The organism is Halorubrum alkaliphilum, from assembly GCF_017873815.1.
Taxonomy (GTDB): domain Archaea; phylum Halobacteriota; class Halobacteria; order Halobacteriales; family Haloferacaceae; genus Halorubrum; species Halorubrum alkaliphilum.
In genome coordinates this window covers 59,608-85,244 of the sequence record NZ_JAGGKQ010000003.1, presented here as the reverse complement: position 1 = coordinate 85,244, position 25,637 = coordinate 59,608, and the positions used below count along the sequence as shown (strand labels likewise).

29 protein-coding genes, 2 tRNA genes and 1 pseudogene are annotated in these 25,637 nt (G+C 67.5%); 4 read left to right on the top strand and 28 right to left on the bottom strand.

Annotated elements, in window-relative coordinates:
• Positions 1 to 26: 26 nt before the first annotated feature.
• The gene (locus J2751_RS02875) at positions 27 to 845 is read right to left on the bottom strand and encodes a nucleoside phosphorylase (protein WP_209482961.1); all 819 of its coding nucleotides are present in this window, start codon (positions 843 to 845) and stop codon (positions 27 to 29) included.
• 116 nt (positions 846 to 961) lie between these two features.
• Here J2751_RS02875 and J2751_RS02870 point away from each other — a divergent pair, with 116 nt between their 5' ends.
• Together J2751_RS02870 and J2751_RS02865 are read left to right on the top strand one after the other, a co-directional pair.
• Complete coding sequence (locus J2751_RS02870; protein WP_209482960.1) at positions 962 to 1,723, top strand: helix-turn-helix domain-containing protein; 762 nt, start codon at positions 962 to 964, stop codon at positions 1,721 to 1,723.
• Between the two features lie 192 nt (positions 1,724 to 1,915).
• Positions 1,916 to 3,403 (top strand): amidohydrolase family protein, encoded by a 1,488-nt coding sequence (locus tag J2751_RS02865; protein ID WP_209482959.1) that lies wholly within the window; start codon positions 1,916 to 1,918, stop codon positions 3,401 to 3,403.
• Here J2751_RS02865 and cdd read toward each other — a convergent pair.
• From cdd to ligA, 5 genes are all read right to left on the bottom strand, one after another.
• Positions 3,395 to 3,814 carry a cytidine deaminase gene (gene cdd / locus J2751_RS02860; RefSeq protein WP_209482958.1) on the bottom strand — a complete coding sequence of 140 codons (420 nt, stop codon included), beginning with the start codon at positions 3,812 to 3,814 and terminating at the stop codon, positions 3,395 to 3,397. The two genes, J2751_RS02865 and cdd, sit on opposite strands and share 9 nt — an antisense overlap.
• An 81-nt stretch (positions 3,815 to 3,895) precedes the next feature.
• On the bottom strand, positions 3,896 to 4,483 hold the full coding sequence (locus J2751_RS02855; RefSeq protein ID WP_209482957.1) for a GNAT family N-acetyltransferase: 588 nt from the start codon (positions 4,481 to 4,483) through the stop codon (positions 3,896 to 3,898).
• 40 nt (positions 4,484 to 4,523) lie between these two features.
• Positions 4,524 to 5,258, bottom strand: coding sequence for an MBL fold metallo-hydrolase (locus J2751_RS02850; RefSeq protein WP_209483209.1), 735 nt, complete (start codon positions 5,256 to 5,258; stop codon positions 4,524 to 4,526).
• A gap of 60 nt (positions 5,259 to 5,318) precedes the next feature.
• On the bottom strand, positions 5,319 to 6,251 hold the full coding sequence (locus J2751_RS02845) for a hypothetical protein (protein ID WP_209482956.1): 933 nt from the start codon (positions 6,249 to 6,251) through the stop codon (positions 5,319 to 5,321).
• A gap of 58 nt (positions 6,252 to 6,309) precedes the next feature.
• Positions 6,310 to 8,163, bottom strand: a complete 1,854-nt coding sequence (gene ligA / locus J2751_RS02840; RefSeq protein ID WP_209482955.1) for an ATP-dependent DNA ligase LigA — start codon at positions 8,161 to 8,163, stop codon at positions 6,310 to 6,312.
• 81 nt (positions 8,164 to 8,244) lie between these two features.
• Here ligA and J2751_RS02835 point away from each other — a divergent pair, with 81 nt between their 5' ends.
• On the top strand, positions 8,245 to 9,813 hold the full coding sequence (locus tag J2751_RS02835; RefSeq protein WP_209482954.1) for a hypothetical protein: 1,569 nt from the start codon (positions 8,245 to 8,247) through the stop codon (positions 9,811 to 9,813).
• Between the two features lie 44 nt (positions 9,814 to 9,857).
• Here the strand turns inward: J2751_RS02835 and purK are convergent, their stop codons facing one another.
• Positions 9,858 to 11,054 (bottom strand): 5-(carboxyamino)imidazole ribonucleotide synthase, encoded by a 1,197-nt coding sequence (purK, locus tag J2751_RS02830; protein WP_209482953.1) that lies wholly within the window; start codon positions 11,052 to 11,054, stop codon positions 9,858 to 9,860.
• Between the two features lie 172 nt (positions 11,055 to 11,226).
• Here purK and J2751_RS02825 point away from each other — a divergent pair, with 172 nt between their 5' ends.
• Entirely contained in the window at positions 11,227 to 11,856 is a 630-nt protein-coding gene (locus J2751_RS02825; protein WP_209482952.1) for a CDP-alcohol phosphatidyltransferase family protein, read from the top strand.
• Here the strand turns inward: J2751_RS02825 and J2751_RS02820 are convergent.
• From J2751_RS02820 to btuC, 21 genes and pseudogenes are all read right to left on the bottom strand, one after another.
• Positions 11,853 to 12,602: a hypothetical protein gene (locus J2751_RS02820; protein ID WP_209482951.1), complete on the bottom strand. Its 750-nt coding sequence runs from the start codon at positions 12,600 to 12,602 to the stop codon at positions 11,853 to 11,855. The genes J2751_RS02825 and J2751_RS02820 overlap by 4 nt on opposite strands.
• Positions 12,603 to 12,754: 152 nt before the next feature.
• Positions 12,755 to 12,973 (bottom strand): hypothetical protein, encoded by a 219-nt coding sequence (locus J2751_RS02815; protein ID WP_209482950.1) that lies wholly within the window; start codon positions 12,971 to 12,973, stop codon positions 12,755 to 12,757.
• A gap of 60 nt (positions 12,974 to 13,033) precedes the next feature.
• Entirely contained in the window at positions 13,034 to 14,152 is a 1,119-nt protein-coding gene (gene ftsY, locus J2751_RS02810; protein WP_209482949.1) for a signal recognition particle-docking protein FtsY, read from the bottom strand.
• Between the two features lie 11 nt (positions 14,153 to 14,163).
• On the bottom strand, positions 14,164 to 14,616 hold the full coding sequence (gene pfdA / locus J2751_RS02805) for a prefoldin subunit alpha (RefSeq protein ID WP_209483207.1): 453 nt from the start codon (positions 14,614 to 14,616) through the stop codon (positions 14,164 to 14,166).
• A complete protein-coding gene (gene rpl18a / locus J2751_RS02800) occupies positions 14,616 to 14,792 on the bottom strand; it encodes a 50S ribosomal protein L18Ae (RefSeq protein ID WP_209482948.1) in 177 nt (58 codons plus the stop codon). The genes pfdA and rpl18a overlap by 1 nt, the downstream gene beginning before the upstream one ends.
• A 160-nt stretch (positions 14,793 to 14,952) precedes the next feature.
• Positions 14,953 to 15,042: pseudogene (locus J2751_RS15855) on the bottom strand (ABC transporter ATP-binding protein); the annotation flags it as partial.
• A 201-nt stretch (positions 15,043 to 15,243) separates the two neighbouring features.
• A complete protein-coding gene (locus J2751_RS02790; RefSeq protein ID WP_209482947.1) occupies positions 15,244 to 15,909 on the bottom strand; it encodes a translation initiation factor IF-6 in 666 nt (221 codons plus the stop codon).
• A 1-nt stretch (position 15,910) separates the two neighbouring features.
• Entirely contained in the window at positions 15,911 to 16,189 is a 279-nt protein-coding gene (locus J2751_RS02785; protein WP_209482946.1) for a 50S ribosomal protein L31e, read from the bottom strand.
• On the bottom strand, positions 16,190 to 16,342 hold the full coding sequence (locus tag J2751_RS02780) for a 50S ribosomal protein L39e (protein WP_023498294.1): 153 nt from the start codon (positions 16,340 to 16,342) through the stop codon (positions 16,190 to 16,192).
• A gap of 113 nt (positions 16,343 to 16,455) precedes the next feature.
• Positions 16,456 to 17,610 carry a M20 family metallopeptidase gene (locus J2751_RS02775; protein ID WP_209482945.1) on the bottom strand — a complete coding sequence of 385 codons (1,155 nt, stop codon included), beginning with the start codon at positions 17,608 to 17,610 and terminating at the stop codon, positions 16,456 to 16,458.
• A gap of 75 nt (positions 17,611 to 17,685) precedes the next feature.
• Complete coding sequence (locus J2751_RS02770; RefSeq protein WP_209482944.1) at positions 17,686 to 17,970, bottom strand: DUF357 domain-containing protein; 285 nt, start codon at positions 17,968 to 17,970, stop codon at positions 17,686 to 17,688.
• Between the two features lie 92 nt (positions 17,971 to 18,062).
• Positions 18,063 to 18,197 (bottom strand): DUF1289 domain-containing protein, encoded by a 135-nt coding sequence (locus J2751_RS15850; RefSeq protein WP_209482943.1) that lies wholly within the window; start codon positions 18,195 to 18,197, stop codon positions 18,063 to 18,065.
• 255 nt (positions 18,198 to 18,452) lie between these two features.
• Positions 18,453 to 18,627 (bottom strand) — tRNA-Trp (locus tag J2751_RS02760).
• A 111-nt stretch (positions 18,628 to 18,738) separates the two neighbouring features.
• A complete protein-coding gene (locus tag J2751_RS02755; RefSeq protein WP_209482942.1) occupies positions 18,739 to 18,960 on the bottom strand; it encodes a DUF5795 family protein in 222 nt (73 codons plus the stop codon).
• A gap of 67 nt (positions 18,961 to 19,027) precedes the next feature.
• Positions 19,028 to 20,083: a DUF5794 domain-containing protein gene (locus J2751_RS02750; RefSeq protein ID WP_209482941.1), complete on the bottom strand. Its 1,056-nt coding sequence runs from the start codon at positions 20,081 to 20,083 to the stop codon at positions 19,028 to 19,030.
• Between the two features lie 634 nt (positions 20,084 to 20,717).
• Positions 20,718 to 20,790: transfer RNA gene (locus J2751_RS02745), tRNA-Thr, on the bottom strand.
• A gap of 597 nt (positions 20,791 to 21,387) precedes the next feature.
• A complete protein-coding gene (locus J2751_RS02740; RefSeq protein ID WP_209482940.1) occupies positions 21,388 to 21,777 on the bottom strand; it encodes a peptide ABC transporter ATP-binding protein in 390 nt (129 codons plus the stop codon).
• Positions 21,764 to 21,985: a hypothetical protein gene (locus J2751_RS02735; RefSeq protein WP_209482939.1), complete on the bottom strand. Its 222-nt coding sequence runs from the start codon at positions 21,983 to 21,985 to the stop codon at positions 21,764 to 21,766. Before J2751_RS02735 ends, J2751_RS02740 begins: the two co-directional genes overlap by 14 nt.
• A gap of 55 nt (positions 21,986 to 22,040) precedes the next feature.
• A complete protein-coding gene (locus J2751_RS02730; protein ID WP_209482938.1) occupies positions 22,041 to 23,030 on the bottom strand; it encodes a class I SAM-dependent methyltransferase in 990 nt (329 codons plus the stop codon).
• 61 nt (positions 23,031 to 23,091) lie between these two features.
• Positions 23,092 to 24,450: an ATP-binding cassette domain-containing protein gene (locus J2751_RS02725; RefSeq protein WP_209482937.1), complete on the bottom strand. Its 1,359-nt coding sequence runs from the start codon at positions 24,448 to 24,450 to the stop codon at positions 23,092 to 23,094.
• A complete protein-coding gene (gene btuC, locus J2751_RS02720) occupies positions 24,447 to 25,589 on the bottom strand; it encodes a vitamin B12 ABC transporter permease BtuC (RefSeq protein ID WP_209482936.1) in 1,143 nt (380 codons plus the stop codon). The genes J2751_RS02725 and btuC overlap by 4 nt, the downstream gene beginning before the upstream one ends.
• Positions 25,590 to 25,637: the final 48 nt, after the last annotated feature.

Below are 25,637 nucleotides of genomic sequence, written 5' to 3'. Positions count from 1 at the left end.
AGCGGCCGGAAGCAATTCTTGCCGGACTACAACGAGAGTCCCGCGTGCCAGCGATCCGCGCCGGACTCGCGTTTGATTTCGTCCATGCGCGCGAGCAGCTTCACGGCGAGGCTTGCGGTCTCGGCGGCTCGCGTCTCGCCCTCCGTCCGGAACTCCCCGGTCACGCGGTTCGCGTACACCGAGCACACCGCGCCGGCGCGGAGTCCGTACACGTTCGCGACGGTGAGGATCGCCGATGCCTCCATCTCGACGTTCTTCACGTTCGCCTCCCGTAGCTCCTCGACGAGCGCATCGGAGCCGGCCGCCTCGAACCCCTCGAACCCCGGGCGTCCCTGTCCGGCGTAAAAGGAGTCGGCGCTCATCGTGATCCCCATGTGATAGTCGTGCCCGAGCCGTTCCGCTGCGGCGACGAGCGCGGAGACGACCTCCCCGTCCGCGCTCGCGGGGTAGTCCTCCCGGACGTACTCGTCGCTCGTCCCCTCCTGACGGACCGCGCCGGTGGTGATGACGAGGTCGCCGACGTCCATCTCCGGTTGGATCGCCCCGCAGGAGCCGACCCGAATGAACGTCTCGACGCCGACGCGCGCGAGCTCCTCGACGGCGATGGTCGCCGAGGGCGACCCGATCCCGGTCGAGGTCACCGATATCGGGGCGTCGTCGTACGCGCCCGTCGCGGTGCGATACTCGCGGTGATGGGCGACCTCCTCGTGAGCGTCCCACAGCGCGGTCACCTTGTCGACGCGCTCGGGGTTCCCCGGGAGGAGCACGGCATCGGCGACGTCGTCCGGCCCGACCTCGAGGTGGTACTGTTTCTCCGCGTTCGGATCCTCGCTGTCCGCTGTCATAGGCGGTGATCGGAGTGCTCTCGTAAAACAGTTCAGAAAACGCCCGGTCCCGGCCACCGCTCGCTCCGCATATGCTAACCGTACGTTGATGTACGGTCGCTTGTTATATTCAACCGATGCAGGAGTTCGATTTCACGGTCACCTACGAGGAGGGTGCCGACGATCTGATGGACGTCTTCGTTCGGCATCCCGGCCTCTACTCGCGGACGGTCTCGTGCCACGCCAGCGCCGACACGATGTGGCGCGTCGACGAGGTCACTGGTCCCCCGGACGCGCTCACCGCGTACGACCGCCATCTCCGGGGACTCCCCCGGTGTTCGAGCCTTCAGGGAATGGGTGGTTGTCAGCTGGACTGGGACCACGAGGTGCTTGCCGAGCGCCCGACGAGCCGGCTCATCTACTCCCGACAATCCGAGGGAGAGGGATGTCGTTCCGTGCCGTACTTGGTCACCAAGCGGCTCGGCGACGGCGCGCTCTGTCGTGCCCAGCAGTACGGGAACACGTACGAGTGGAACGTGCTCGCCGAGGACGATGCCGCGTTGAGTCCGATATACGAGGAGCTGGAGGCGAACCTGCGTCCCGGACTGGAGATCTCTTTCGAGCGGGTCGACGGGTCGCCCGACTGGACGACCGACCGGCCGGACGCCGACGACCTCCCGCCCGAGCAGCGCGAGGCGCTCCGGGCCGCCATCGAGCGAGGCTACTACGACACTCCGCGACGGAACTCGCTTCAGGAGGTCGCGGAGGCCGAGGGGATCCCCGTCTCCACCCTCCAGTATCGCGTCACTCGCGCGGAGGCGTGGCTCGCGAAGAACTACCTCTCCGGACGGACGGAGTTCGCGGCGGAGAGCGCCGAGATCGGCGAGACAGCGCCATAACCGTCCGTTTTTTCGCGCCCCGCGTGTTCCCGACGCCCTCGCGTATTCTCGACGCCCCCGCGTGTTCTCGACAGCCCTGACCGGTTCGTCAGCGTCGCTCTTCGATCGGTGGCGGGGTAGCCGCGCCGACCGGTTCGTAACATACCGAACGAACCTCCACGATGTCACGGCGCGTATCCTGAACCACCGACGATGCGACGACGCAACACCGACTCGAACGACGTATCGCGACGGAGCTACCTTGCGGGCGGCGCGGCTGCCCTCTCCTTGCCCCTCACTGGCTGTCTGGGGTCGCTCGGCGGAGATGACGGGAACGGTACGGGGACCGAGAACGCCGCGGGCGAGCAGCCGGATCGGCTTCTCGTACGGGACGGGACCGTGGTCTCCGTCGATCCTGACATCGGCGTGCTTGAGCACGGGGACGTGTACGTGGAGGACGGCGAGATCGTCGAGGTCGGCGAGGGGTTGACGGCCGACGACGCGACCGTGATCGACGCGGAGGGCAGCGTGGTCGCGCCCGGTTTCGTCAACTCTCACCTCCACACGTGGCAGGCCGGCGTGCGCGGCGTCGCCGGCGACTGGACGTTCATGGACTACCTCGACACGATGCTCGGCGAGGTGAGCAGCCACTACGAGCCCGAGGACGCCTATCTCGGCAATCTGTTCGGTGCCGCCGAACAACTCAACGCGGGGACGACGACGATCCTCGACTGGTTCCACATCGCCAACACTCCCGAGCACTCCGACCGCGCGATCGACGGGCTCGCGGACGCCGGGGTTCGCGCCGTCTTCGCACACGGTCCGCCGGGCGACGACGGCGACACGTGGTGGGAGGCGAGCACGGAGTCCCATCCCGACGACATCGAACGGCTCCACGAGGAGCGGTTCCCCGCGGCCGACGACCGACTCACGCTCGCGATGGGGATCCGTGGCCCCGACTACGCCACGGACGAAGTGGTCGAGGAGGACATCACCCGGGCTCGCGAGATGGGGATCCCGGTGTCGATGCATGCCGGGTCGCTCGGTCCGGGAACCGTCTACGCGCTGGAGGATCTCGGTCTTCTCGGCGACGACCTCAATTACGTCCACGCCAACCGGTTCGAGGAGGAGGAGTTCGCCCTGATCGGGGACTCCGGCGGTTCCGTCTCAATCACGCCAGAGGTCGAGCTCCAGATGGGGATGGGGATGCCCGCCCTCGGCGAGACGCTCGACGCGGGCGCGACGCCGACCGTCGGCGTCGATATCGTCTCGAACGTCAGCGGCGACATGTTCACGCAGACGCGCACGGCGGTACAGGTCCAGCGGGGCCGCGACAACCAGCCGGCCGTCGAGGCCGGCGAGCAGATCGGCGAGGTCTCGATCGATGCGGAACGAGCGTTGGAGCTGGCGACTATCGACGGCGCTCGCGCCCTCGGACTCGACGACCGGATCGGCTCCATCACCCCCGGCAAGCGCGCAGACCTGACGATCATCGGCGGCGATTCGGTGAACACGTCGCCGGTTCACGACCCGGTCGAGACGGTCGTCTTCCAGGCGAGCGTCGCCAACGTCGATACCGTCGTCGTCGACGGCACCGTGGTCAAACGCGACGGTGGGCTCCTGAACGACACGCTCGCCGAGGAGCACGACCGATTCGTCGAGTCCGGCGAGCGGGTGCTCCGCGAGAGCGGCCTACTCTGAGGGCGATCGGTCCCGATCGGCGTCGTCCAGCGTTCCCTCGCTGATCGTGTTCGGCAACAACTCGCCGAGCGCGTACTCGCTGGTCTCGCCGCCGCCCTCGTCGCAGAGGACGGGGAGGTCGCCGTCCGCGAACTCCGCAAGCGTCTGTCGACACATTCCGCAGGGAGTCACGCCGTCCCGAACCCCGGACGTGACGGCGATCCGGTCGAACTCCCGATGGCCCTCTTTGACCGCCTCCGCGATGGCGACCTCCTCGGCGTGGAGGCTGTTGGAGTAGTTGGCGTTCTCGATGTTACAACCCGTGAACACGGTTCCGTCGGCGGTCTCGATGGCGGCACCGACCCGATACTCGGAGTAGGGGACGTGCGCGTTCTCAAGCGCGTCGCGTGCGGCCTCGATCAGCGGATCCATGTCGGAGGGTCGGTTGGCGGTCGCATAAGTTGCGGGTTCCCCGCTCCGACGCCCGCTCCGACGAGCGATCGTCGACCACTCTCACTGCCCGGTGTCGTATTTATACGTCGCCGACTCCGGGTCGATCCCGAAGTCCTCCGCGGACTCCACGGGGTCCTCGTCGTCGTCGCCCGCCCTCTGTGTCGCGTTTTTAAACGCCTCCCGGAGCCCGCTCGGCATCTCGAAGCCGTCGGTGGGAAGCCGCAGTGGCGTGATCTCTCCGTCAAGCGTCTCGCGCTTCTCCGCGCGGCGATCCGTGAGCGGGTCGGGAACCGTACCATCGTCGATCGGTTTGAACCCGAACTGGGTGAGGTACTCCGGCTGATCGGTGAGGACGTAGACGACGTCGAACCCCTCCGCGGCCGCGGTGTCGACGAGTCGCTCGACGACGTGTGCGCCGACGCCGGCCCCGCGCCACTCGGGCAACACGCCGATCCCCGTGAGCTCGATCGCCTCCTCGCCGTCCGGCTTGTGAAGCCGCAGTCGCCCGAAACCCGCTCGGTCGCCGGACTCCTGATCGACCGCGATCACGTAGTCCCGCGACCGGAAGGCGACGTCGTCGAGTCCGACGTCCTCGATCGCGTCCAGCAACCACGCCTCGTCACGGTTCTTGGCGTCGCGGACGTACATACTCGACTCTACGGCACCGAACATAAAAACGGTTCGCCGGCTACCGGTTCACGGACCGTTCGTCGAGCGCGGCCGGGATCGACCGGGACGCGACGTCGCCGGCGAAGGCCTCGCCGTCGGCCTCCAGAGCGTCGAAGGTGTCATAGTGGATCGGAACGACCAGCTCGGGGGCCATTCCCTCCGCGAGGTCGGCCGATTCGTGACGGTCCGAAACGATGTCCCCGCCACCGATGTTCGCGAGGAAGAGATCGACGTCGAGTTCGGCGAACCCGTCGAGAGCGTCGCCGTCGCCCGGCCAGAAGGCGGTTCGGTCTCCGATCGAGAACAGGAAGCCACAGCCGAAGCCTTCCGGATGTGGAACAGTGCCGTCCGCGTCCGCACGGGGTCCCTCCGGATCGTTGTACGTGGGGACCGTCCAGACGGTAACGGTTCCGTCGTCGAGTTCCACCTCGAACTCCGCTTCGTCGTCGACGCGGATCACGTCGTAGTCGTCCGAAAGCGACTCGACGGACTCCACGTCGCGGTCGATCCGATCGGGGTCGACTGCCTCGTAGATCACGAGCGTCGCGCCCGGGTCGGCGACCGACCGGATCCCCTCGGGGTCGTAGTGGTGGTCGTGGGTGACGAGGACGAGATCACCGTCGCGGGTCCAGTAGTCGTCGAGCACGCCGTATCGACCCGGATCCGTGTAGACGGTCGGGCCGTCGACGGCGGCGACGCGCGCGGTCGCATAGCCGAGCCACTCCACGGTCAGGCCGTCGTATCGAACGGTCATGTTCCCCCATCGGCCGGCCGTCTCCTTGAGCGTGGCCATCGCTCGGTGTAATCGACGACGCTATCGCCCGGTGTGGTCGACGACGAGGAGATCCCACGCACCCCGGATCGTCTCGGCTGCGTCCTCACGCGCGTTCCCGCCTCCGACCCCGATGCCGACCGCGTGTTCGGGGACAAGCGGCATCGGGATCGGAACGAACCCCGCCGCACGCATCGCTGCGAAGCCGCCCACGCTCTCGACGACGGACCCGTCGTCACCGCGACGAACGCGGAACCGCTTGTCCTCCGGGTCGCGCCGATAGAAGTACGGGAACGCGGTCGACGGCGGGGTTCGAAGACTCTGGACGCCCGCGAGGACGCCACGAACCCGGCCGTCGACCGCACAGACGAGCCGCGGCACGTCGGGACGACCCGTCTCGTCCACGGCCCCGGCGTCGACCCCTCCGACGGACGGTACCGGACCGATCGGGGTGCCGGTCTCGCGCCACCGGAACGCCGGATCCGGCGCACCGCCGATCGGATCGGCCACCCGGATACAGGCGTAGCCGCCCGTGTCGACGCGGAGTCCCGTCGTGTCGACCGGGATCCGGTCCGGACCCGCGTAGAACGTCCGGCGTCGGTCGGTCTCGGCGACGAGTAACGGCGGGTCTTCGAGAACCGATCGGAGCGCCGACGCGACCGACTCGTCAGCGACGACGAACAGCACGCGTCGGTCCCGGTCGAGCGCGTGCGCGACCCGGGAGACGAGCGTGGTCGGCGTGACGTCGTCCGCGGCCAACGGCTCGATGGCCAACGGTCTCTCCTCGACTGGCCCGTCCGTTCCGCCGTGTTCGTTCCCCCCGCGCTCTGAACCCCCTTCGTCCCCCGTCTTGGCGATCGCTGGCGGTTCGGCGCGGCTCTCCGAGCGCGTGATCGCGAAGCCGTCGGCCGCGAGCCGGGCAGCCGCGGCGTCCGTCAGTCGGCGACGCGTCGCGTCGCCGAGAGGATTCGACATACACGGAGGGAGGGGCCGGAGCGTGAAGCGCGTTTCGCGTTCCGGACTGGCTTCCCGCTCATTCCGACTCCGCAAGCCGGGCCACCCGCTCGACGCTGTCCGCCTCAGCGGCGGACTTGTCCTCGCGAACGCCGACGAACCGCGGGAACCGGAGCGCGAATCCGGAGCCGTACGATGGGGAGGTCTGTATCTCCTCGTAGCCGACCTCGATAACGACCTCGGGGCGGAGCCGCAGCTCGGCCCCCGACTCCGAGACCACGTGGGGCTCCAGTCGTTCCGTGAGGTCCGCAAGCGCCTCGTCCGTGAGTCCGGTTGCGACCTTGCCGATCGTCGCGTATCCGTCCGGTCCGTCGGCGGCGACGTTCGTCCCGTTGGTGCCCGTCGGACCGGTGCCGGTCGCGACCGCGGTTTCATCGCTCCGAACCGCGAGCAGGAACGTCCCGAACAGCTCTGCGCGCCGGCCCTCCCCCCACTCCGCGCCGACGACGACCGCGTCGAGCGTCTCGACGGCCGGCTTCCGTTTCAGCCACTCCCGCCCGCGGTCGCCGGGCGTGTAGGCCGACTCCGGGTCCTTGAGCATGACGCCCTCGTGACCCGCTTCGAGCGCGTCGGCTTCGATCGACTCGACAGCTTCGATATCGGTCGTCGTACGCACGTCGGCGGCCGCGTCGGGGAGTACCTCGACGAGTCGCTCGTGGCGGGTCGAAAGCGGCTCGTCGAGCAGTTCGTCGCCGTCGGCGTACAGACAGTCGAACGCGTGGAGCCGACAGGGAATCGTCTCGCGCATGCGGTCGACGTCGTGTTTCCGTCGGAAGCGGCGCAACACCTCCTGAAACGGGAGCGGGGAGCCCTCGTCGTCGACCGCGACGATCTCGCCGTCGAGGATGACGGGAACGTCCACTCGCGACGCCACGAATTCGACGATCTCGGGAAGGGCGTCGGTCACGTCGTCCATGTTCCGCGAGTAGAGGCGCGGCCCGAACGCGGCGTCCTCGTGGGCGCCGTCGTCGCCCGCTCCTCCGCACCCACCCCCCGGAACGTAGTGAATCTGGACGCGCGCGCCGTCGAACTTGGTCTCGACGGCGACCTCGCCGAACGACTCGACCGCGTCGCTCGCGGTTCCGGCCTGCGCGAGCATCGCCTGGACCGGCCGCCCGACCTCTAGGCCCTCCGCGCGCAGCCCCTCCTCGCCCGCCCGCCGCGCGAGAACCGCGACGTGGCCGTAGTCGTTCGTGACTTGGAGCGCGCGCTCGACGAGCGCGACCGCATCGGACCCGTTCTTCTCGCCGTCGTTCACGGAATCGTCGTCCGAGCCGTCGTTCACGGAATCGTCACCCCCGCCGGCTCCGCCGTCCGCAACGAGGAACGCCTCGGCGATCGCGTCCCGGACGGTCCCCTCGCCGACGCCGATCCGCATCTCGCCGAGTACGAGCCGTGCGAGGACCTTCGCCTCCGCGGGCTCACACCGGTTGAACAGCCCGAACAGCGAGTCTACCTTCGTGGACTCGCTTCCCGCTCCCTCGACGGCCGCCAGCTCGCGAAGCGAGCGGTCGAGTTCGGCGACCGTAAGCGGCTTTCGACCGCCCGCGAACGCCGAGAGCCCTCGCTGGCCGCCAAAGTCGAATCCGGCCGCGACCGCGCCGATCTCGCCCCGATCCGCGAGCCGTGTTTCGACATCCTCGGCAGTCACGTTCGGACCGGCCGCGCGAGCGATCGCCTCGTGGCACGAGGCGGGCCCGACGTCCAGCGTTCGCGTGTCGTGGGCAGGGAACACCCGGCCGAGGAGGAACCGGGTCACCGTCGCGAGGTCGTCGGCGGCGGACAGCAGGTCGGCAACCCCGGCGGTCGTCGCGAGGTCGGCCGACTCCGCTTCCAGTCGCTCCGCCCGGTCGGCGAACGCGGCGAACTCCATGCCCGGGATCGGTGATCGCCGTTCAAAAGGACGCCGGTGCGGCCGCGAGGCTTTTAATATAGCGGCCCGTCCGGCCATTTCATGAGCACCGAGTCGGCCCTCGCCGACGGCGTCCGGGAGGCGCTCGCCGTTGACGCGGAGGAGTTCACCGCGCGCGCCGAGGAGGAGGCGGAGGTCGTCAAACAGGGATTACACGACGGCGTCTTCGACAACCACCAGTCGATCGTGGGGTTCGAGTACGAGTTCTACGCGGTCGCCGACGGTCGCTGGAGCGAGGAGTCGCGCGCCGGCGAGTACGCCCTGATGCGCGTTCCGCGGCGACTCCTCGAGTTGATGGGATTCGAGAAGGAGCTCGGCCTTCACAACGCGGAGATGTGTACCAGTCCACAGCCGCTCTCGGATCACGGACTCCGGGCCCAGCTCTCCGAGGTGCGCGCTCGGCTGGAGGCCGCCGAGAACTGTGCCCGCGTCGAGGGGATGCGGCTCGTCTCCGACGGCGTCTGGACGATCCCTCCCGCCGGCGAAACCGCCCGGGGCTATCTCACCGACAACGTCGACGTCGACGGGATCACGGTCGCGGTCAACATGAGCGATGCCGCCCGCTATCACGCGATGGCCAACGCGGGCGAGTCGACCGATCGGAGCGAAGGGAGCGGCGGCGGATCGACCTCGCTGGAGGTTCCTGGCGTGTCGCTGTCGGCGGAGACGGTGATGCCGGAAAGCCTCATCACGTCGATCCAGCCCCACTATCAGGTCGCACAGGCCGACACCCTCCCGGTCCACTTCCGATACGCGCTTCGGATCGCCGGGCCGCTGCTGGCGTTGGGCGTCAACTCCCCGGTCCTGCCGCCGGACCTGTACGACGACGACTGGGACGGCGAGCGCGTCCTCGACGAGGGCGCGACCGAGAACCGCATCCACGTGTTCGAGTCGGTTCTCAACGCTCACACCGACGCGAACAAGGTCCGGTTCCCGAAGGACTTCCACGACATCGAGGAGGCGGTCGACCGGATCGCGGGCGACGAAACGATGATCCCGATGCCCGAGTCCGGAGACTCCGACCGCTACGACGACGCGTTCGCCACCTTCCGCACGAAACACGGCACCTACTGGCGGTGGGTACGACCGGTGTTCGAGGGAGCGAGCCGGTCGAGCGCGAACGCTCGCATCGAGTTCAGGCCCGTGGCGGCCCAGCCGACCGTCCGGGACTCGATCGCCTTTCAGGCCGCCTTCGCGGGGTTGATGCAGGCGCTTCCACGACACGAACACCCCATCATCGGCCTCGACTGGGAGATCGCCCGCGACAACTTCTACGCGGCAGTCGCGGACGGGATCGACGCCGACATGGAGTGGATCGGCTACGACGGCGAACACACCACGGACGCGGAGACGCTGTTTACGGATCTCCTCGATCACGCCGCTGCGGGACTCGTGACCGCGGGCTGTTCGGAGGACGAGGCGGAATCGTGGCTCGCCCCGCTCCGCTATCGAGCCGACCACGGGACCACTCCGGCGGACTGGAAGCGCGAGGCGATCCGGACCCGTCTCGACGACGGCGAGACGTTCGCCGACGCGGTCCACGGGATGCAGCGGGCCTACATTGAAAACCAGTCGGAGACGCTCGTTTCGGGCGGTTTCTCGAGTTGGTGACGCGGAACGAACGGGGCGGGGATCGTCACGTCGACCGGGTCACGCTACTCGTCCCGGAGCGTCGTTTCGTCCCGGAACGTCGTTTCGTCGCGGAGCGTCCGTGCCCGCGACAGCAACGCGTCGCGCGCGTCGCCCGGGTCGTCGCCGGATCCGCTCGATCCCGTTACCGTCAGATGACCCATCTTCCGAAGCGGCCGGACGTCCGCCTTCCCGTACCAGTGGATATCGGCGTCGGGCGCGGCGAGGACGGAGTCGACGCCGCGAAGCGTCGCCGGTCCGGTCTCGTCCACGTCGCCGAGTAGGTTCGCCGTGACCGCGTTCGCGACGAGGTCCGTCGGGCCGAGCGGCCACCCGAGGACGGCCCGAACGTGGTTCTCGAACTGCGAGGTCCGCGCCCCCTCGATCGTCCAGTGGCCGGAGTTGTGCGGGCGCGGTGCGATCTCGTTGACGAGCACGTCGCCGTCGGCGGTCTCGAACAGCTCGATCCCGTAGACGCCGCGGCCGTCGAGGACGTCAAGCACGTCGTTCGCGACGCTCTCGGCGCGTTCGAGGACGTCGTCGCCCGCAGGGGCTGGCGTCACGCTCTCGCGAAGGATCTCCTCGCGGTGAACCGTCTCCGTGACGGGATACGTCCGCGTCTCCCCGTTCGCCCCCTTGACGCCCATCACGGCGAGCTCGCGCTCGAACTCGACGAACCGCTCCGCCATGGCGTCGCCGCCGACCTCGGCGAGGGCGTCCGCCGCCTCGGAGGGGTCCGCAACGGGAACGTTTCCGCGACCGTCGTACCCCCCCGTCCGGGCTTTGAGCATCACGCCGCCGAACTCCTCGACGACGCGTTCGAGCCCCTCGCTCGTCGCGGTCGCGACGAACTCAGGCTCCGGGATCCCCGCGTCCGCGAGCGCCTCCGCTTGAACGAGTTTGTCCTGAATGGTTTCGAGCGTGTCGGGGTCCGGATGGACCGGCACGTCGTGTTCGGCGGCGGCAGCCGCCAGCACGTCTGGATCGGCGAGCTCGATCTCGAAGGTGAGCGCGTCGACGCGGTCGGCGAGTTCGAAGATCCCGTCGGCGTCGTCGAAGTCGGCGACGATCTGGTCGCGGGCGACCGGCGCGGCCGGGCAGTCGGGAGTCGGGTCGAGCACGACGATGTCGACGCCGAGCGGCGCGGCCGCCTCGGCCAGCATCCGTCCGAGCTGGCCGCCGCCGACGACGCCGAGCGTCGGGCCGGGTAGCGTAATGGACATGTGACAGCCATCCTCGGGACATCGAATAAGGATTGCCAAGAGCGCCGAGGATCACTGACGGCACCGCGCCTCGATCCGTACCGCCCGCTACTCGCGCCCCGCGCTTTTTATCCCGTATGCGCGAGTAGCGAGCGGTACGGATGCCATCACAGCGCGAGGGCGATCGGCGGCGATGACGCTGGACAGTCTGCGGCCGCTGGCGACGCGAGCGATACGCCCGTTCGTGGCCGCCGCCGAGCGGATCGGCCTCTCCCCGAACGCGATCACGACGCTGTCCGTGTTCACGGCCGCTGCGGGGGGGTACGCCCTGGTGGTCGGCGGAAGCGATCCGTCGTGGTACGGCCCCGCCGCCCTCCTCGTGCTCGTCACCGGTTTCTTCGACGTCCTCGACGGCGCGCTCGCTCGCGCGACCGACACCGCCTCCGACGCCGGGGACTTCCTCGATCACGTCCTCGACCGCTACGGTGACGTGTTGATCCTCGGGGGGCTCGCGGTGGGCGTCGAGCAGTACCTCCTTGGAATGCTTGCGCTCACGGGCGTTCTGCTCACCGCATACCTCGGGACGCAGGCGGAGGCGCTGGGCCTCGATCGGATCTATGGCGGGCTGCTCGGCCGGGCGGACATCCTCCTGCTCGTGGGCGTCGTTGCCGGCGTGGGGACCGTCGTCGACCCGACGGTGTACGGGCTCTCGCTCGTCGAGTGGACGCTCGCGTTCCTCGCCGTCTTCACCCACGTAACTGCCGGCCAGCGGTTCGTCTGGTGCTGGCGGGCGCTCGGCGAGGACCCCCAGTCGTCCGCTTAGGAGATGTCGACGCGCGTGAGGTCGCTCTCCAACTCCGCGACGAACTCGTTGTACGCCTCCACGAACCCGGCGAACGGATCGGCGTACTCGCGGACATCCGCCGCGGAGGGTGCCTCGTACTGCGAGAGCAGGTAGACGCCGCCGGACCCACCCACGCGGAGGTACGACACGGCCCCCTCGTCCCACTTGAGCTCCCAGCGGTCGCCGTCGACGCGGGCTGTAAAGGTCCCGTAGTCGTCGCCCTCGTAGCGGTGTATCTCGCCGGCGATGACGCCGCAGGTCTCTCGAACCGCGTCGAGCACCCGGTCCCGTTCGGCGACGACGCCGTCGGTCGATTCGGGCTCCGGGAAATCGGCGGTGACGCCGTCGAGCACGCCCGACAGCGACTCGACGTAGTCGTTCCACGCGGCGACCATGTTCGCGTAGTCGTCGAGCGCGGTGGCCAGTCCGGCCGGGTCCGGCGGCCGTTTCGTCGAGACGACGTAGGTGTCGGATCCCCGATTCGGTGAAAAGAGGAGGAACTCCAGCTCGCCCGCCTCGTGCTTGACCGTCCACTCTCCGCCGGGGGTCGACAGCTCGGTGCGGCCGTAGTCGCCCCCCTGAAGCCGCGCGAGCTGGTAGGCGATCGTCCCCGCGTGATCGCGGACCGACGCGACCAGTTCGTCGCGTCGGTCGGCGACCGCGTCGACATCTCGGACGTCGATGTCGAAGCCGATCTCGCCGCCGACATCCGAAGGCGAAGTCATGGCTTGGATCCGGCGTCCCGGGCGGTTAACGGGTTCGGTGTCGGACGATCCAGTCCCCCGCGTGATCGAATCGAACCCCCGTCGGGATCCCGTTTCATCGCCTGAATACGGTTACACCAGTACTCCCGGATCGAGAGAGCGGCCACGACCGCTCACGTGTCATCGCCGACCGTAACGTGGGAACTACGCACTCGAAGGCAGACGAGACTCGCCGCCCCGAAGATGACGGGAAGCACGAGGTCGCCCGGAGAGCCGGACAAGGCCGGAAACACGCTCATTCCGGCCATCAACGCGAACAGGAACGCGAGCAAGCCGGTTATCGGAACGACGTATCCGTCGCTGAACGTGACATCGCCCGACGCGTCGGTCATCTTCTTCCTTTCGCGTTCCACATAATAAAACCTCGTGACCGATTCACTGAGGAGGGTCAGTCACTCGTTGCCGAGGAGGCTGTCGACCAGCGCTTCCGGATCGAACCGGGCGATGTCGTCGTAGCCCTGACCGGTCCCCAAAAAGAGGATCGGCTTGCCCGTGACGTACGCGATGGATATTGCGGCCCCGCCGGAGGAGTCCGCGTCCGCCTTCGTCAACACCGCGCCGTCGATCTCCGCGGCCGCGTCGAACTCCTTCGCGCGGTTGACTGCGTCCTGTCCGGCGACCGCCTCGTCGACGAACAGGGTCATGTCGGGGTCGACGACGCGGTCGATCTTCTCGAGTTGGGCCATCAGGTCGTCGCTCGTGTGGAGTCGACCGGCAGTGTCGCCGAGTACGACGTCGATGTCGTTGGCTTGTGCGTACTCGATCCCGTCGTAGATCACGGCAGCAGGGTCGCCACCCTGATCGTGTGAGATGAGTTCACGGCCGAGCCGGTCGGCGTGCTCGCCGATCTGTTCGTTCGCCCCCGCCCGATAGGTGTCGCCGTTCGCTAGCACGGACGAGTAGCCGCGGTCGGCGAGCCACTCCGAGAGCTTGGCGATCGTCGTCGTCTTGCCGACGCCGTTGACGCCGGTAAAGACGATCGTGACCGGCTTCTCTCCCTCGGCGATCCGCTCCTCGAAGTCGAACTGGCCGACCGCGATGACGTCGAGTAGCGCGTCGTGAAGCGCCGCCTCGACGAGTTCACCGGTCGTCTCGACCTGTTTTCGCGACTCGCCCAGCATCGTCTCGCGGACGGTGTCGAGGATCCGCTCGGCGACGCTCATCTCCACGTCGCTTTCCAGTAGTGCCATCTCGAGGTCCCACAGCGGGTCTTCGAGGTCCTCCTCCTCGATGATGATCCGGCCGGTCGCGAACGCCTTCGCACGCTGGAAGGTGCTCGGTTCGTTACCGTCGGAATCCGCCGATTCGGCGTCATCGCCGTCGGCCGCCTCGGACTCGGTACTAGCGGCCGTCGCCGCAGCGTCCGCGCTGGCGTCGGCAACCTCGCCGCTCTCCGTCGAGTTCGACTCGGCCTCGGATTCGTCGCCCTCAGGGGCGGGTTCGTCCGACGCGGTCGACTCCTCGACGTCCTCTCGGAAGCTGCTCAGCTTGTCCTTCAGTCCGTCGAACACGGTCGGCTACCTCACTCGTCGTCCGCCTGCGCCTGCATCTGCTGCATCTGCTGTTGTTGCATCTGCTGTTGCATCTGCTGGGCCTGCTGTTCGAGCTCCTGGCTCTCGGATTCGAGTTCGTCGACCTCCGCCTGCGTTTCCTCGATCCGGTCGTCGAGTGCCTCCTGTTTGCGTCGGAGGACGTCGATCGCGTCGTCCTGTCCCTGCTCCGCGGAGTAGTTCCCGCCGAGCGAGACGATGACCTCGTCGATGTCCTGAACCTCGGCACGGAGGTACGCGCCGCCGCCGAGCGGAACCTGTACCGTCTCGCCCGTATCGAGCGTCTCGATCGCCTCGACCGCGTCGTCGATGTCGGCTTTCTCCGATTCGTACTCCTCGATCTCGGCTTCGAGCGCCTCGATCTCTTCGTCGAGCGCCTGAAGCTCCTGGGAGAGCTGCTGGAGCTGCTGTTGTCCGCCACCCATCATGCCGCGGACACCTCCTCGATGTCGATCTGGGTACGCTTCCGGTTGTGCTGGCTACCGACCTGCGTGTAGATACGCTCGCGGGCGAGATCCTCGTTCTCCGCCTCGACGTCCTTGGTGAACGGCTGGAAGCCGTCTCGACTCTGGAACCGTCCACTCACCGTGTAGGTACTCATATCCATGGATCCGGCAGCGACAGGGAAGTATCTTCCTAAAAACCGAGAGCGGAACCCTCCGCCGACACCCGCCGTCAGCGACTCGAACATCAACAGAGCGAACAGGCCGCCGAGCGCGACGAAGCGAAGCCTCATCGGTGGCGCTGTGGTCGAGCAGGCGTCCGCCGCCGCTCGTCGGTCCGAAAACGTCGAGAAGCGTGCGGACCGCCGTCGTCTTTCCGGTTCCATTCGGTCCGAGAACGCCGAACACCTCGTCCTCCTCGGCGGCAGAAGAGAGGTCCTCGATCCCTCGAACGTCGCCGTCGTACTCCGTGAGACCGGTGAACTCACCCCAGGGCCAAGCCCCGGGGCAGTCGCCTTGGCTGCCTGTGTACTCGATGGCCGTCGGAGCGACGACGCCACGGTACGGTAGCTTAGAAACAGGGAGAGAGGACCGAGTACCACAACACCGTCAGTCGATGAATCCGAGCGTCTCCTCAATGCGGCCGAGCTCGGGGCCCGTCGTGTCCTCGCCGACGACGTAGCCGTCGTTGCCGGCGATGAGCCCCGAACCGACGAGGGGCGCGCCGTAGTTGATCGTGCCGAGGTCGGCCCGGACGTCGAGCGCGTCTTCGACGGCCTGTAGCTCCTCTTCCCGTGATTTCGGGTGGCAAAGGACGCCGGTGTCGTTGGCGACCGCGGCGGTGCCGACCGTTCGAACGTCGGCGAGATCGCCGCGTTCGACCGGCACCGACAACGTCTCCTTGATCGTCGTTATCGCTTCGCGCGGGAGGTCCGGGTGGACGTACGCGCCGTAGTCGTTCGCGAGGACGACGTTGCCGGCGGCGTTTATCCGACCGGGAAGTTCGCGGACCTCGCGGTCCGCGGCCTCGGCGATCCGCTCGCGCTCGCGATCGGTGGCGCGCTCAGACACGAGCACGCCGTTCTCGTTGCCGGCGACGAGCGAGCCGACGGTGTTGGAGCCGCCGACGGTCGTCGCGAGCACGTCCGCGTCGAGTTCCGCGCCGAGCTCGTCGGCGAGGTCGTCGTCGACATCCGGTCTGACGAGGAGGAGGTCGTCGACCGCGCGGGCGAAGACCCCCACGTACGACGAGCCGGTGAAGGTCGCCCGTAACACGTTACTCGGCGTACTCGGCTTCGACGACCGGCTCGCCGTCCTCAACGAACCGGGCCGCGCGAACGCGGAGCTTGCTCGGCGGGTTCTGTCGACCGTTTGCCCACACCGCCTCGTTGACGGAGGTGTCGAGGATCACGTCCTCGCCGTCGACCGAGAAGTGTTTCGCGAGGTGTTCGCGGACGATCTTCATGGCGTAGTCGGCGCGCTGCTGGACCGGCTTCTCCTTGGCGTCGCGGAGCGGGACGGTGACGACACGCTCCTCGAAATCACTCGTAGACATCTATTCGTCGAGGTCGTTGCGCCGCCAGTTGCGTCGCTTGGGGTTTCGCGTGACGTTCATATCCGTCTTCATCATCACCCACGCAGGAACGCGGGTGTTCTGGCGCTCCGCCTTCGCCAGACGCTTCTTTTTGGCCTTCGATTTGTCTCCCATAGTAGCACGTAGTTCCCGCGGACCGCATAAAACCCCTTCCATACGGATCGGACGAGCCAACCGCAACGAGCGCATCGAACGCCCACCCGCCCGGGTCGCGCTCGACCGACACCTCACCACCGGCGCTCGGCGAGATCGAGATAGATCTCGTAACACCGGTCAAGAACCGGTATCGAGACGCTCTCGGTGTCCGTGTGTGCTTCCCCCGGCTCAGACGGACCACAGACTACGGGTGCCGTTCCGGCACCCGCCAGCCACCCGGCGTCGGTCGCGTGCGGCTTCACCACGTGTTCAGGGGTATCGAGCCCACGGTCAGCGTGGACATCCCGAGACGCATCCAGCGCGGCGTCCGCGAACGCGTCGTCCCCACAGGCCATCGGCGGGAGATCCTGCTCCACGGTCCACTCGACGCCCGAGACCGCGTCCGGCGCGCGACCGATGTCGGCCCGGTCGCCCGGAACTGTCCGCTCGTCGATAGTGACCGTACAGCGGTCGGGGATCGCGTTCCACGTGTCGCCGCCGTGAAGCTTCGTAACCGCCAGCGAGCCCCGTACCGGCTCATCGAACACGGTCGCTTCCGGCGGGTCGAGCGTCCGGACGACGTCGACCGCGTCGCAGGCCCGATAGATCGCGTTCTCGCCCGCCTCGGGTTCGGAGGCGTGCGCCGCAGTGCCCGTCGCGACGAGCGTCGACGCGCGTCGCCCCTTATGAGCAACGGCAACATCGGTGACGCCCGGCTTCGAGTAGTTCGTGGACCCCTCGGCGACGAGCGCGTACTCCGGCGCGAACCCTTCGTCGATCGCATGACGCGCACCCTCACCGCCGACCTCCTCACCGACGAAGGAGGCGAGCGCGAGCTCGCGCCCCGGCGGTGGGCTCGCGTCCCGGAACGCGAGTAGGCAGGCCGCGACGGCTCCCTTCATGTCCGCCGCGCCGCGTCCGTGGATCCGCCCGTCCCGGCGCTCGACGACGTACTCGCCGTCGATCCCCTCGCCCGTCGTCTGTCGCTCCCCGGGCGGCACTACGTCGTGATGGCCGACGAGCGCGAGCGTGTGGGGTCGGGTCGAGGACTCGCCCGGATCGTCGCCGCCAGCCTCTCGTGATCGCTTATAAGCGATGACGTTGCCGACGGCGTCGCGCTCGACGGTCGCGTCCGTTTCCGCCCGAAGCCACGACTCGATCGCGTCGCCGGCGGCGGCCTCGTCCTCGTGAGAGGGGATCGCGACCAGTCGCTCCGTCAGCTCTGCGATCTCGTCCGTCTCGTCCATACCGGCCGGTCCGTCCGAGAGTATATAAATCCGGTTCGGCGCGGTCGGTCAGGTCGCCCGCGCCGCCCGCGTCGCTCACGTCGTGAACAGCTCGGTGTCGTCAGGGACCGCGAACAGCCCCATGCGGACGCCGGCGTCCAGCCAGCCGTAGCCGTACGAGTACGACGCGAGCGCGTTCACGGGGTCGTCGTCCGCGCGGAAGTGCCGCCCGTCCTCCAGATACGACTCCGCCATCTCGATCACGTCCGCGGCAGCCACGCCGAGCGGGGTGTCCGCCGGCGGTCGTGGGTCGGCCGCCTCGATGGCGTCCGCGAGCATCCGCTCGTAACGGTCCGTCTTCTCCTCCAGATCGGCGCTCATACGGAGCCGTGTCCGGGCGCGAGTAAAACGTCGGCGGAGGCGCGTGGCGCGAGGGATGTATATAAGCGGGGAGTAAGGGGGTCTTCGGACGCTTATAAGTCGTCCATGATCTCGCGGCGCTCCGCGTCACTCAGCGAAGACCATGCCGCGATCTGTTCGAGTGTTCGCCCGCAGGCCGTACACTCACCGTCTTCGACTTCACAGATGTCGATACAGGGTGACTCCATCACGGCGAGGCCCCCGCATAGTTCGCTCGATCCGCGCGCATACCGTAAGGGTGTGCTGTGGCGTGAATAAATGTGGGGGTCAAGTACGATGCGTCATATTGGGGCCCACCCGTCTGGTGGTTTTATGATTTGAAAGTAAGGGGGTGGGGCCGGAGGAATATTGAACCACGAGGCCTCGCTTCGCTCGCCTTCTGGGTTCAAATTTCCCCGAGGCACGTCGCCGCCGCTCGCGAGAGTGCTCGCGGCGGCAGTAAGTGGGGCCGGAGGGATTTGAACCCCCGATCGACTGATATCTCCGGTGCGCCTCGGAACTCCAGAGGGTCGTCAACGCGACCGATGATCAGTCGGCCGCTCGGTATATCAGTCTGGAGTGTCGTCCCGGGCGCGAGCCTCTGGAGTCAGTCGCCATGCCTGGCTTGGCCACAGCCCCGCGTGATCTTGCGATCATGGGTTGCCGAAACGCGGATAAAGGGGTTTCGATCCGGGACGATCCGTCGCCCGGCGCGTGGTCAGGGGGTGGGCTCGCGACCGACCCGCGCGGCTACCGGTTGTCGTCGGCCCAGTCGCACTCCTGGCATTTGTACCCGGTCACGAACTCGGTGACGCTCGGCATATAGCCGACGCTGATGACATCGCCGCCACACTCGGGACAGTCGCGGTCCGCGTCCGTGATGTCCTCCGCTTCCAACACCGACTCGCCCTCGACGAGCTCCGCGAGGGTCGCCGGCGTCACCATTCGACCTTGTACGACGCGGTTCGACATACCCGGCGTATGCGATGGAGCCACCTAAACCCCGGCACATCGGGCGGAGGGACCGACGCTCACGACCTCACAACCAGGGTGCCCGCGAGTCGTCCTCGGCGAAGGGGTCCGTCGAGTCTTCGCTCTCGCCCGCGCCCTCCTCGTCCGCGGCTACCGCCACATCGTCGTCGACGATCCGCCCCGGCACCTCGGGGGCGTCCAACGGCGGCTCGGTCGGATCCGAGTCGTCGCCCTCGTCGATCGGTTCGTCGCTTTGCCCGGATTCGCTTCCGGAGCCATCCGCGTCGTCTCCGGGACCCTCCTCTCCACGTGGGCCGTCATCGCCTCCCGTGCCACCTTCGGGGTCGTTCCCGCCGTCAGAATCGCCGACGACGTCTCCGATGCCCGCAGCATTGGGATCGTATGCGAACAGCGCGGTGACACCGAGCACGGCGAGTGCGATCGGAACCTCCGTCTGCATCAGGTCGAACGGTCGCAACAGGATCGGGAGCGCGAGCACGCCGAGCGCGACCGCGGAGCCGAACCGGAACCGATCGATGTCGACCCGCCCACGGAGGTGTGGAGCGAGCAGCGCCACGAGGAGCGCGAAGGCGACGCCGATCGCCGCGGCCGCGGTCCCGTTGACGACGTACTCGGTTGAGGTCTCGATGCTGAATCCGGCGGGCGTCACGCTCGCGATCAGACCGAGTCCGATGATGACACCGGGGCCCGGGAGATACTCGCCGAACTCCGCGCTCGCCGTCTTGGCCGCGATGGCGAGGATGACGAGCCCCGCGAACCGCTCGAAGATGTCGAGGTTCAAGAATCCCTCGAGCGTGGGTGCGAGCGCCGCCTGAACCGCCGCGACGGGGATGATGACCGCGCCGATGAGTAGCACCGACGTCGCCATCTGCCTTCGACTCCCGTCCATCTCCGCGAGGATGACGGCCATGGTGGCGGACCCGCCGAAGATGAGGATACCCGTCTCGATAACGCCGGTCGGCGTCGCCAACACGCCGGCGACGACGAGTGCCGCGAATATCCCGTCGATCAGCGGGAGAGCCATCACGGTGGCGAGCAGCTTCGTCGCGCCGCCGACACGTCGTTCTAACCGCAGCGCAACGGGATGCTGTGAGACGCTCATTCAGGGACGATACCCGTGACCGTCGGGTACGCGGTGGGAAGCGGGCGACCCACGATAGCCGGGTGACCGGCATACGGAGTCGGATCCGATGAGGGACCGACGAGTCCACGAAAACCGTTTGCGTGTATTGCCGGACATAAAGGAGGTGCCGAGGTCGATGTTCGGCTGGCCGGCGATACGCGCGTTCACGGGACTGTCGGAGTCCATACAGTATATATGTGTTGTGCTCAGGTTAAACTTTGTGTGAGAGCCACCTACATGACACTGTGATACCCTCGACGCTATTTATATACAAAAATGTAGGTCTCTCGTTCATACCGACCTACCACTAACGATCCATCGGAACAGAGTCGATCAGTGGTGACGGTGATCGTTCACGAGTGAACACTCCCGAGTCGTCTCCCGGAGTACCCGTCACCACGATGTGGGTGCCAAACCGTATTATATTGCTTCTGACAGAGTAGTACGGGTGGACGAACGACGGACGAAACGGATGCGGAGACGGAACACGGCGTCACCGATGACTCGCGGTTCAGAGGAGTCGTCGAGCGCAACACGGTTTCAGACGGACCTTTGGGGAGTTGAAGCCGCGCGACGGCATTGACGCGGTGGGGTTCACGGTGTGCGGTGGAAGAGCCGGAGGAGGGATTTGAACCCTCGGCCTATTCCTTACGAAGGAATCGCTCTGCCAGCTGAGCTACTCCGGCGCGTACCTTTTCATTCCCCGATGGTAAAAATAAGGGTTCCGAAACGGAGCCACCGCGGGGACAACTTACGAGCACGGACAGGACCGTTGAACGGCGCTCGATCCAGCGGTTCGATCTTGTACTATTCGAGATCAACACTACACATACGAACGCATATTGTCTACATTCCTTGTGTAGATATAAGGAAAAGACATAAACAACCGACCGATCTACGAACGCCCGCAGTGAGACACCGGTTCATACGGAGACCGCGGATCTCCGGGCGGTGTCAGTCCGGTCGAAGCCCGTACCGGGCGTTTCCGACGGTGGTCGGCGGCAGACCCCACGGTCGTCGACCAAACGATCGGTCACGATACGTATCCACCGCGACCGTCGTGTGGTGCACGTCTCCGACGTACCAAGCGCGAGATCGCCTCTGGTCCGAGAACCCACGGTCGCGACCTCTTGTCATGTTACGGGCTGAGCCGTCGTCCCGACTTCCGTTTCGGGGCGACGGCGGTTTGCGTCCGATACGTCCCTCTTGAGCGACCGCTCCACAGTAGATACCGAACGGTGGACCGTTCGAAGGCGTCTGCTATCGGATCGACCGGATCCTTCTCACCGAAACAGCCGTCGGAGCGCGACCGGAACCCCAACCAGACCGGCCCAGCCGGCACCGAGGAACCCGGAGAGGCGTGGCTCAGCGGGGGCGATCCCGAGGCGGCGAGCGAGCGGTCCCGGCCGCGCATCTGATCCGAAGACGATCACGGTGCGGCCACGAACGCGGATCTCGGTCGTGAGATCCGCCGCGGTCAGAAGCTTCGCCGGGCCATCCGCGTCGACACCGTCCGGAAGCGACCGCGCCACCCGGATCGCTCCCCGAACCGTCGGCACCTCGACGAACACCCGTTCGCCGGTCGATCGCACGTCCATCCGGACGCCCTCGATCGTAAGCGTCAGATCTTCCGTCGTGATCGAGAGCGGGGCGGTCGAGTCAGTCCTGCTCACGGGTCGTGACCCGAACGGTGCCGTCGAGCTGCCAGCTGGCGTGCTCGACGTCGTCACCGGTTCCGCTCGGGACGTCGACGCTCATCTCCTCGAACTCGTAGACGATCTCGGCGTTTCGACCGGTGAGTCGGTCGTAGAGACCGATCGCCAGATCCGGCCACGTGGTCGTCTCGTCGATGCGCTCTTCGGGTGCGGTTTCGTCCGTCATACGAACGATCGTACGGGCCCGACCGGGATATAACTTATCGCCAGATAGAAACGAATCAGCGTTTCGACAGCCGGACGTCGAGACAGACGTTGTACTCGTGGGGGGCGTACGACCGAACGACGCGCTCCGTCTCGACCGTCACGTCGTAGTCGTCGCCCGCGGCCGCCCGGATCGCTCGGGCTCCGGGACCGAACGGGTCGTCCTCGTGCTGGATGTCGTAGTAGTGGATGAGGCCGTCCTCGCCCGCTAGCGTCACCGCGGTATCGAGGAACTCGTCGGCGGAGTGGGGAAGGTTCATCACCAGTCGGTCGGCGGAGCCGGCGTACTCGCCGGTCGTTTCGCGAACGTCTCCGGCGATCGCGGTCACGCGGTCGCTGGTGCCGTTCCGCTCGGCGTTCTCCCGGAGGTACTCGATCGCGGTCCCGTTGAGATCGCAGGCGACGACGTCGGCCCCGCGTGCGGCCATCGGGATCGCATACGGGCCGACGCCAGCGAACATGTCGACGACCGACTCGCCGGCCGCGACCTGCTCGATGACGCGGTGGCGCTCGGTCGCGAGCCGGGGCGAGAAGTACACTTCGGCGACGTCGAGCACGAACTCGTGGCCGTACTCGCGGTGAACCGTCTCGGTGCCGTTTCCGGCCAGCACGTCCCACTGGCGGACCCGGAGGTCGCCCTCGATCGGCGAGGCTCGGTTGAGGACGGTCGCGCACGGAAGATCGGAGGCCATCACGGCGTCGGCGATCTCGCGAGCTCGACCGTCGTCGTCCTCGTCAATGATGACGATGTCGCCGAGGCGTTCGAGGGACGGCTCGTATCCGAGCAGGTCGGCGGGCGTCCGCGGTCGGTCACGCTCGTCCACGTTACGGTCCACGAGAGTTTCGGCGAGGTCGGACGGGACTCCGGCCGGATCCGTCACCGGGAGGTAGATGGTTCCGTCGACGACCTCGATCCGGTGGTCGCCGTCGAGAACCCCTGCGTCGGCGAGTCGCTCGCGGACGGACTCGCCGCGCTCGCGGTCGACGGCGACACAGGAGACGGTCATTACAGGATCGACGCGGGCAGAGGAATAAACGGTGACGCTTCGGCAGCGTGGCGTGTACGCGTCACTCGATGCGTTCGTCGACGGAGGGCTCCGGACCGTAACTGCCGTCGGTCCGAACCGCATCGAGCAGTTGACGCTCGCTCGCGTCGGCACCGACGTGAACGACTCGTTCGGCCGACGCGATGACTCCCTCGTTCGGGTCGGGCCCCTTGTTCCCGGCCCCACCGCTCCCGGTCCTACCGCTCTCGGTCCCCTCGCTTCCGTCGTCCCGATCGACGACGATCGTCACGTCCGCCTCGCCCGCGAGGTCGCCCGCGGCCTCCCGGGTCGACGGAACGACCGACTCGAACGGCGGCGCGGTAACGACTCGTCCACCCGCGTCGGCCACGACACCGGCCAGCACGTCTCCCGCGGGAACGACTCCGGCGGAGAGTTCGTGACCCGCGGCCACGAGTCGGGCGGCGATCCGGGCCGCCGTCCGCCCCGTTCCGACGACGTGAACGCGTCGGGCGTCGCGGTCGGTCACGCTCGGTTCGTCCGTCGTGTCTCCGTCGTCGCTCGGAACGGTCACGGGAGGCTCGCTCGGGTCGCTCGGATCGTCGCGAGCGAGCGCGTCGAACGCCGTGATCGCCGGTGATCCGGTGGCCGGGTTCCGCCCGACGAACGCCTCGGCGTCGAAGGCGGAGCCCACCGCGTCCGCGGTCAGCACCTCCGCCGGCGGCCCGGCGGCGTGGACTCCGCCCTTCGCGAGGACGACGACCTCGTCACAGTACCGGGCCGCCAGGTCGAGGTCGTGGATCGCCGCCAGCGCCGCCCGCCCCCCGTCGGCGATCTCGCGGATCAGTTTGCCGGTCCGAACCGCGTGGTTGACGTCGAGACTCTCCGTCGGCTCGTCGAGCAGCAGTGCCGGCGTCTCCTGTGCCAGCGCTCGTGCGAGCAGGACTCGTTGGCGCTCCCCGCCGGAGACCGCAGTGATGGAACGGTCCGCAAAGCGCGTGACGCCCGTAGCATCCATCGCCTCGCGGACCGCCCGCTCGTCGTCCGGACCGTGGCCGTCGAACCGTCCGAGGTGCGGCGTCCGACCCATCTCCACGACGTGTCGCACTCGGAAATCGAAGGCGAGCTCCGTCGCCTGTGGCACGCTCGCGACTCGCCGACTCACCTCCCGTGCGGAGAGGTCCGCGGCGTCGTCGCCGTCGAGCCGTATCTCGCCGCTGTCGGGTGTGATAGTTCCCTTGATCGCCCGGATAACCGTCGTCTTCCCGGCCCCGTTCGGCCCGACGAGCCCGACGAGTGACCCGCGTTCGACGTCGAAGTCCACCCCGGAGACGACCGGCCCGGTCTCGAACGAGACGGACAGGTCCCGCACCTCGATGAGCGGATCCGTGTCGGACGTATCGCTCGACGGATCGCTGCTCACAGCTCGTGCACCTCCCGGCTCATCAGTAGATAGATGAAGAAGGGTGCGCCGACCGCGGCGGTGACGATCCCGACCGGCAACTCGGCCGTTCCGGACCGCGCAACCGTGTCGGCGGCGACGAGGAAGCTACTCCCGGCGAGCGCGGCCGTCGGCAGCAACACCCGGTGATCGGGGCCGACCACGAGCCGGAGCATGTGCGGGACGATGAGGCCGACGAAGCCGATGACGCCCGCGAAGGCGACCCCCGCGGCGGTGATCAGCGCGGACGCCCCGAGCAGGATCCGCTTCGTACGCTCAACCTCGATGCCGAGTCCCTGTGCCTCCTCCTCGCCGAGCAGCATAACGTTCAGATCGCGCGTGTAGACGAGCAACAGGATGAACAGCGGCGGCACGACGGCCGCAGTCACGGCGACCTCGCTCCACGAAGCCCCCGAGAGGTGACCCATCAACCACGCGACGATCCGGCGAAGCGACTCGCCGGCCTGAAGCTGGAGGTACGAGATGACCGCCCCGAGGAACGTCTGGACGGCGACGCCGGCTAAAAGCAACGTCGCTACCGGCGTCCGGCCGTGTTGCGTCGCAATGGCGTACACGCCGAACGCGGCGATCAGCGCGCCGACGAACGCGAAGAGACTGACTCCCGCGCCGTACGAGAGTCCCACGTCGACCGCACCGACGAGGGGGAAAGCGACCGTCGTCGACAGCGCGACCGGGAAGACGATGAACGCGACGGCACCGACCGCCGCGCCGGAGGAGACGCCGATGATCGACGGATCGGCCATCGGGTTGCGGAAGAAGCCCTGCATGACCGTTCCGGCGGCCGCGAGCGCGAAGCCGACGAGGGCGGCGAGCAGGATCCGCGGGAGCCGCACCCCGACGACGATCTGCTGGTGGACGCCCTCAACGGGGAACGCGAACGGGGACCGATACGCGAGGCTCACCCCGGACACCGACAGCGACCCGGCGCTCGGGGATCCCGTTTCGATACCGACCGGAACGACCAGGGCGTTCAACACCGCTTTCACCACCTCCGCGGGCGGTATTCTAACGGGACCGATCGCGGCGCTCACCACCACGACGACCGCCAGCATCGCAGCTAAGCCCGTCGACCACGCGGCCGATCGAACCCACGCACTCATTCGTTTTCCAACGAAACTTGTAGTAGGTAAATACTTATTGGACCGGGT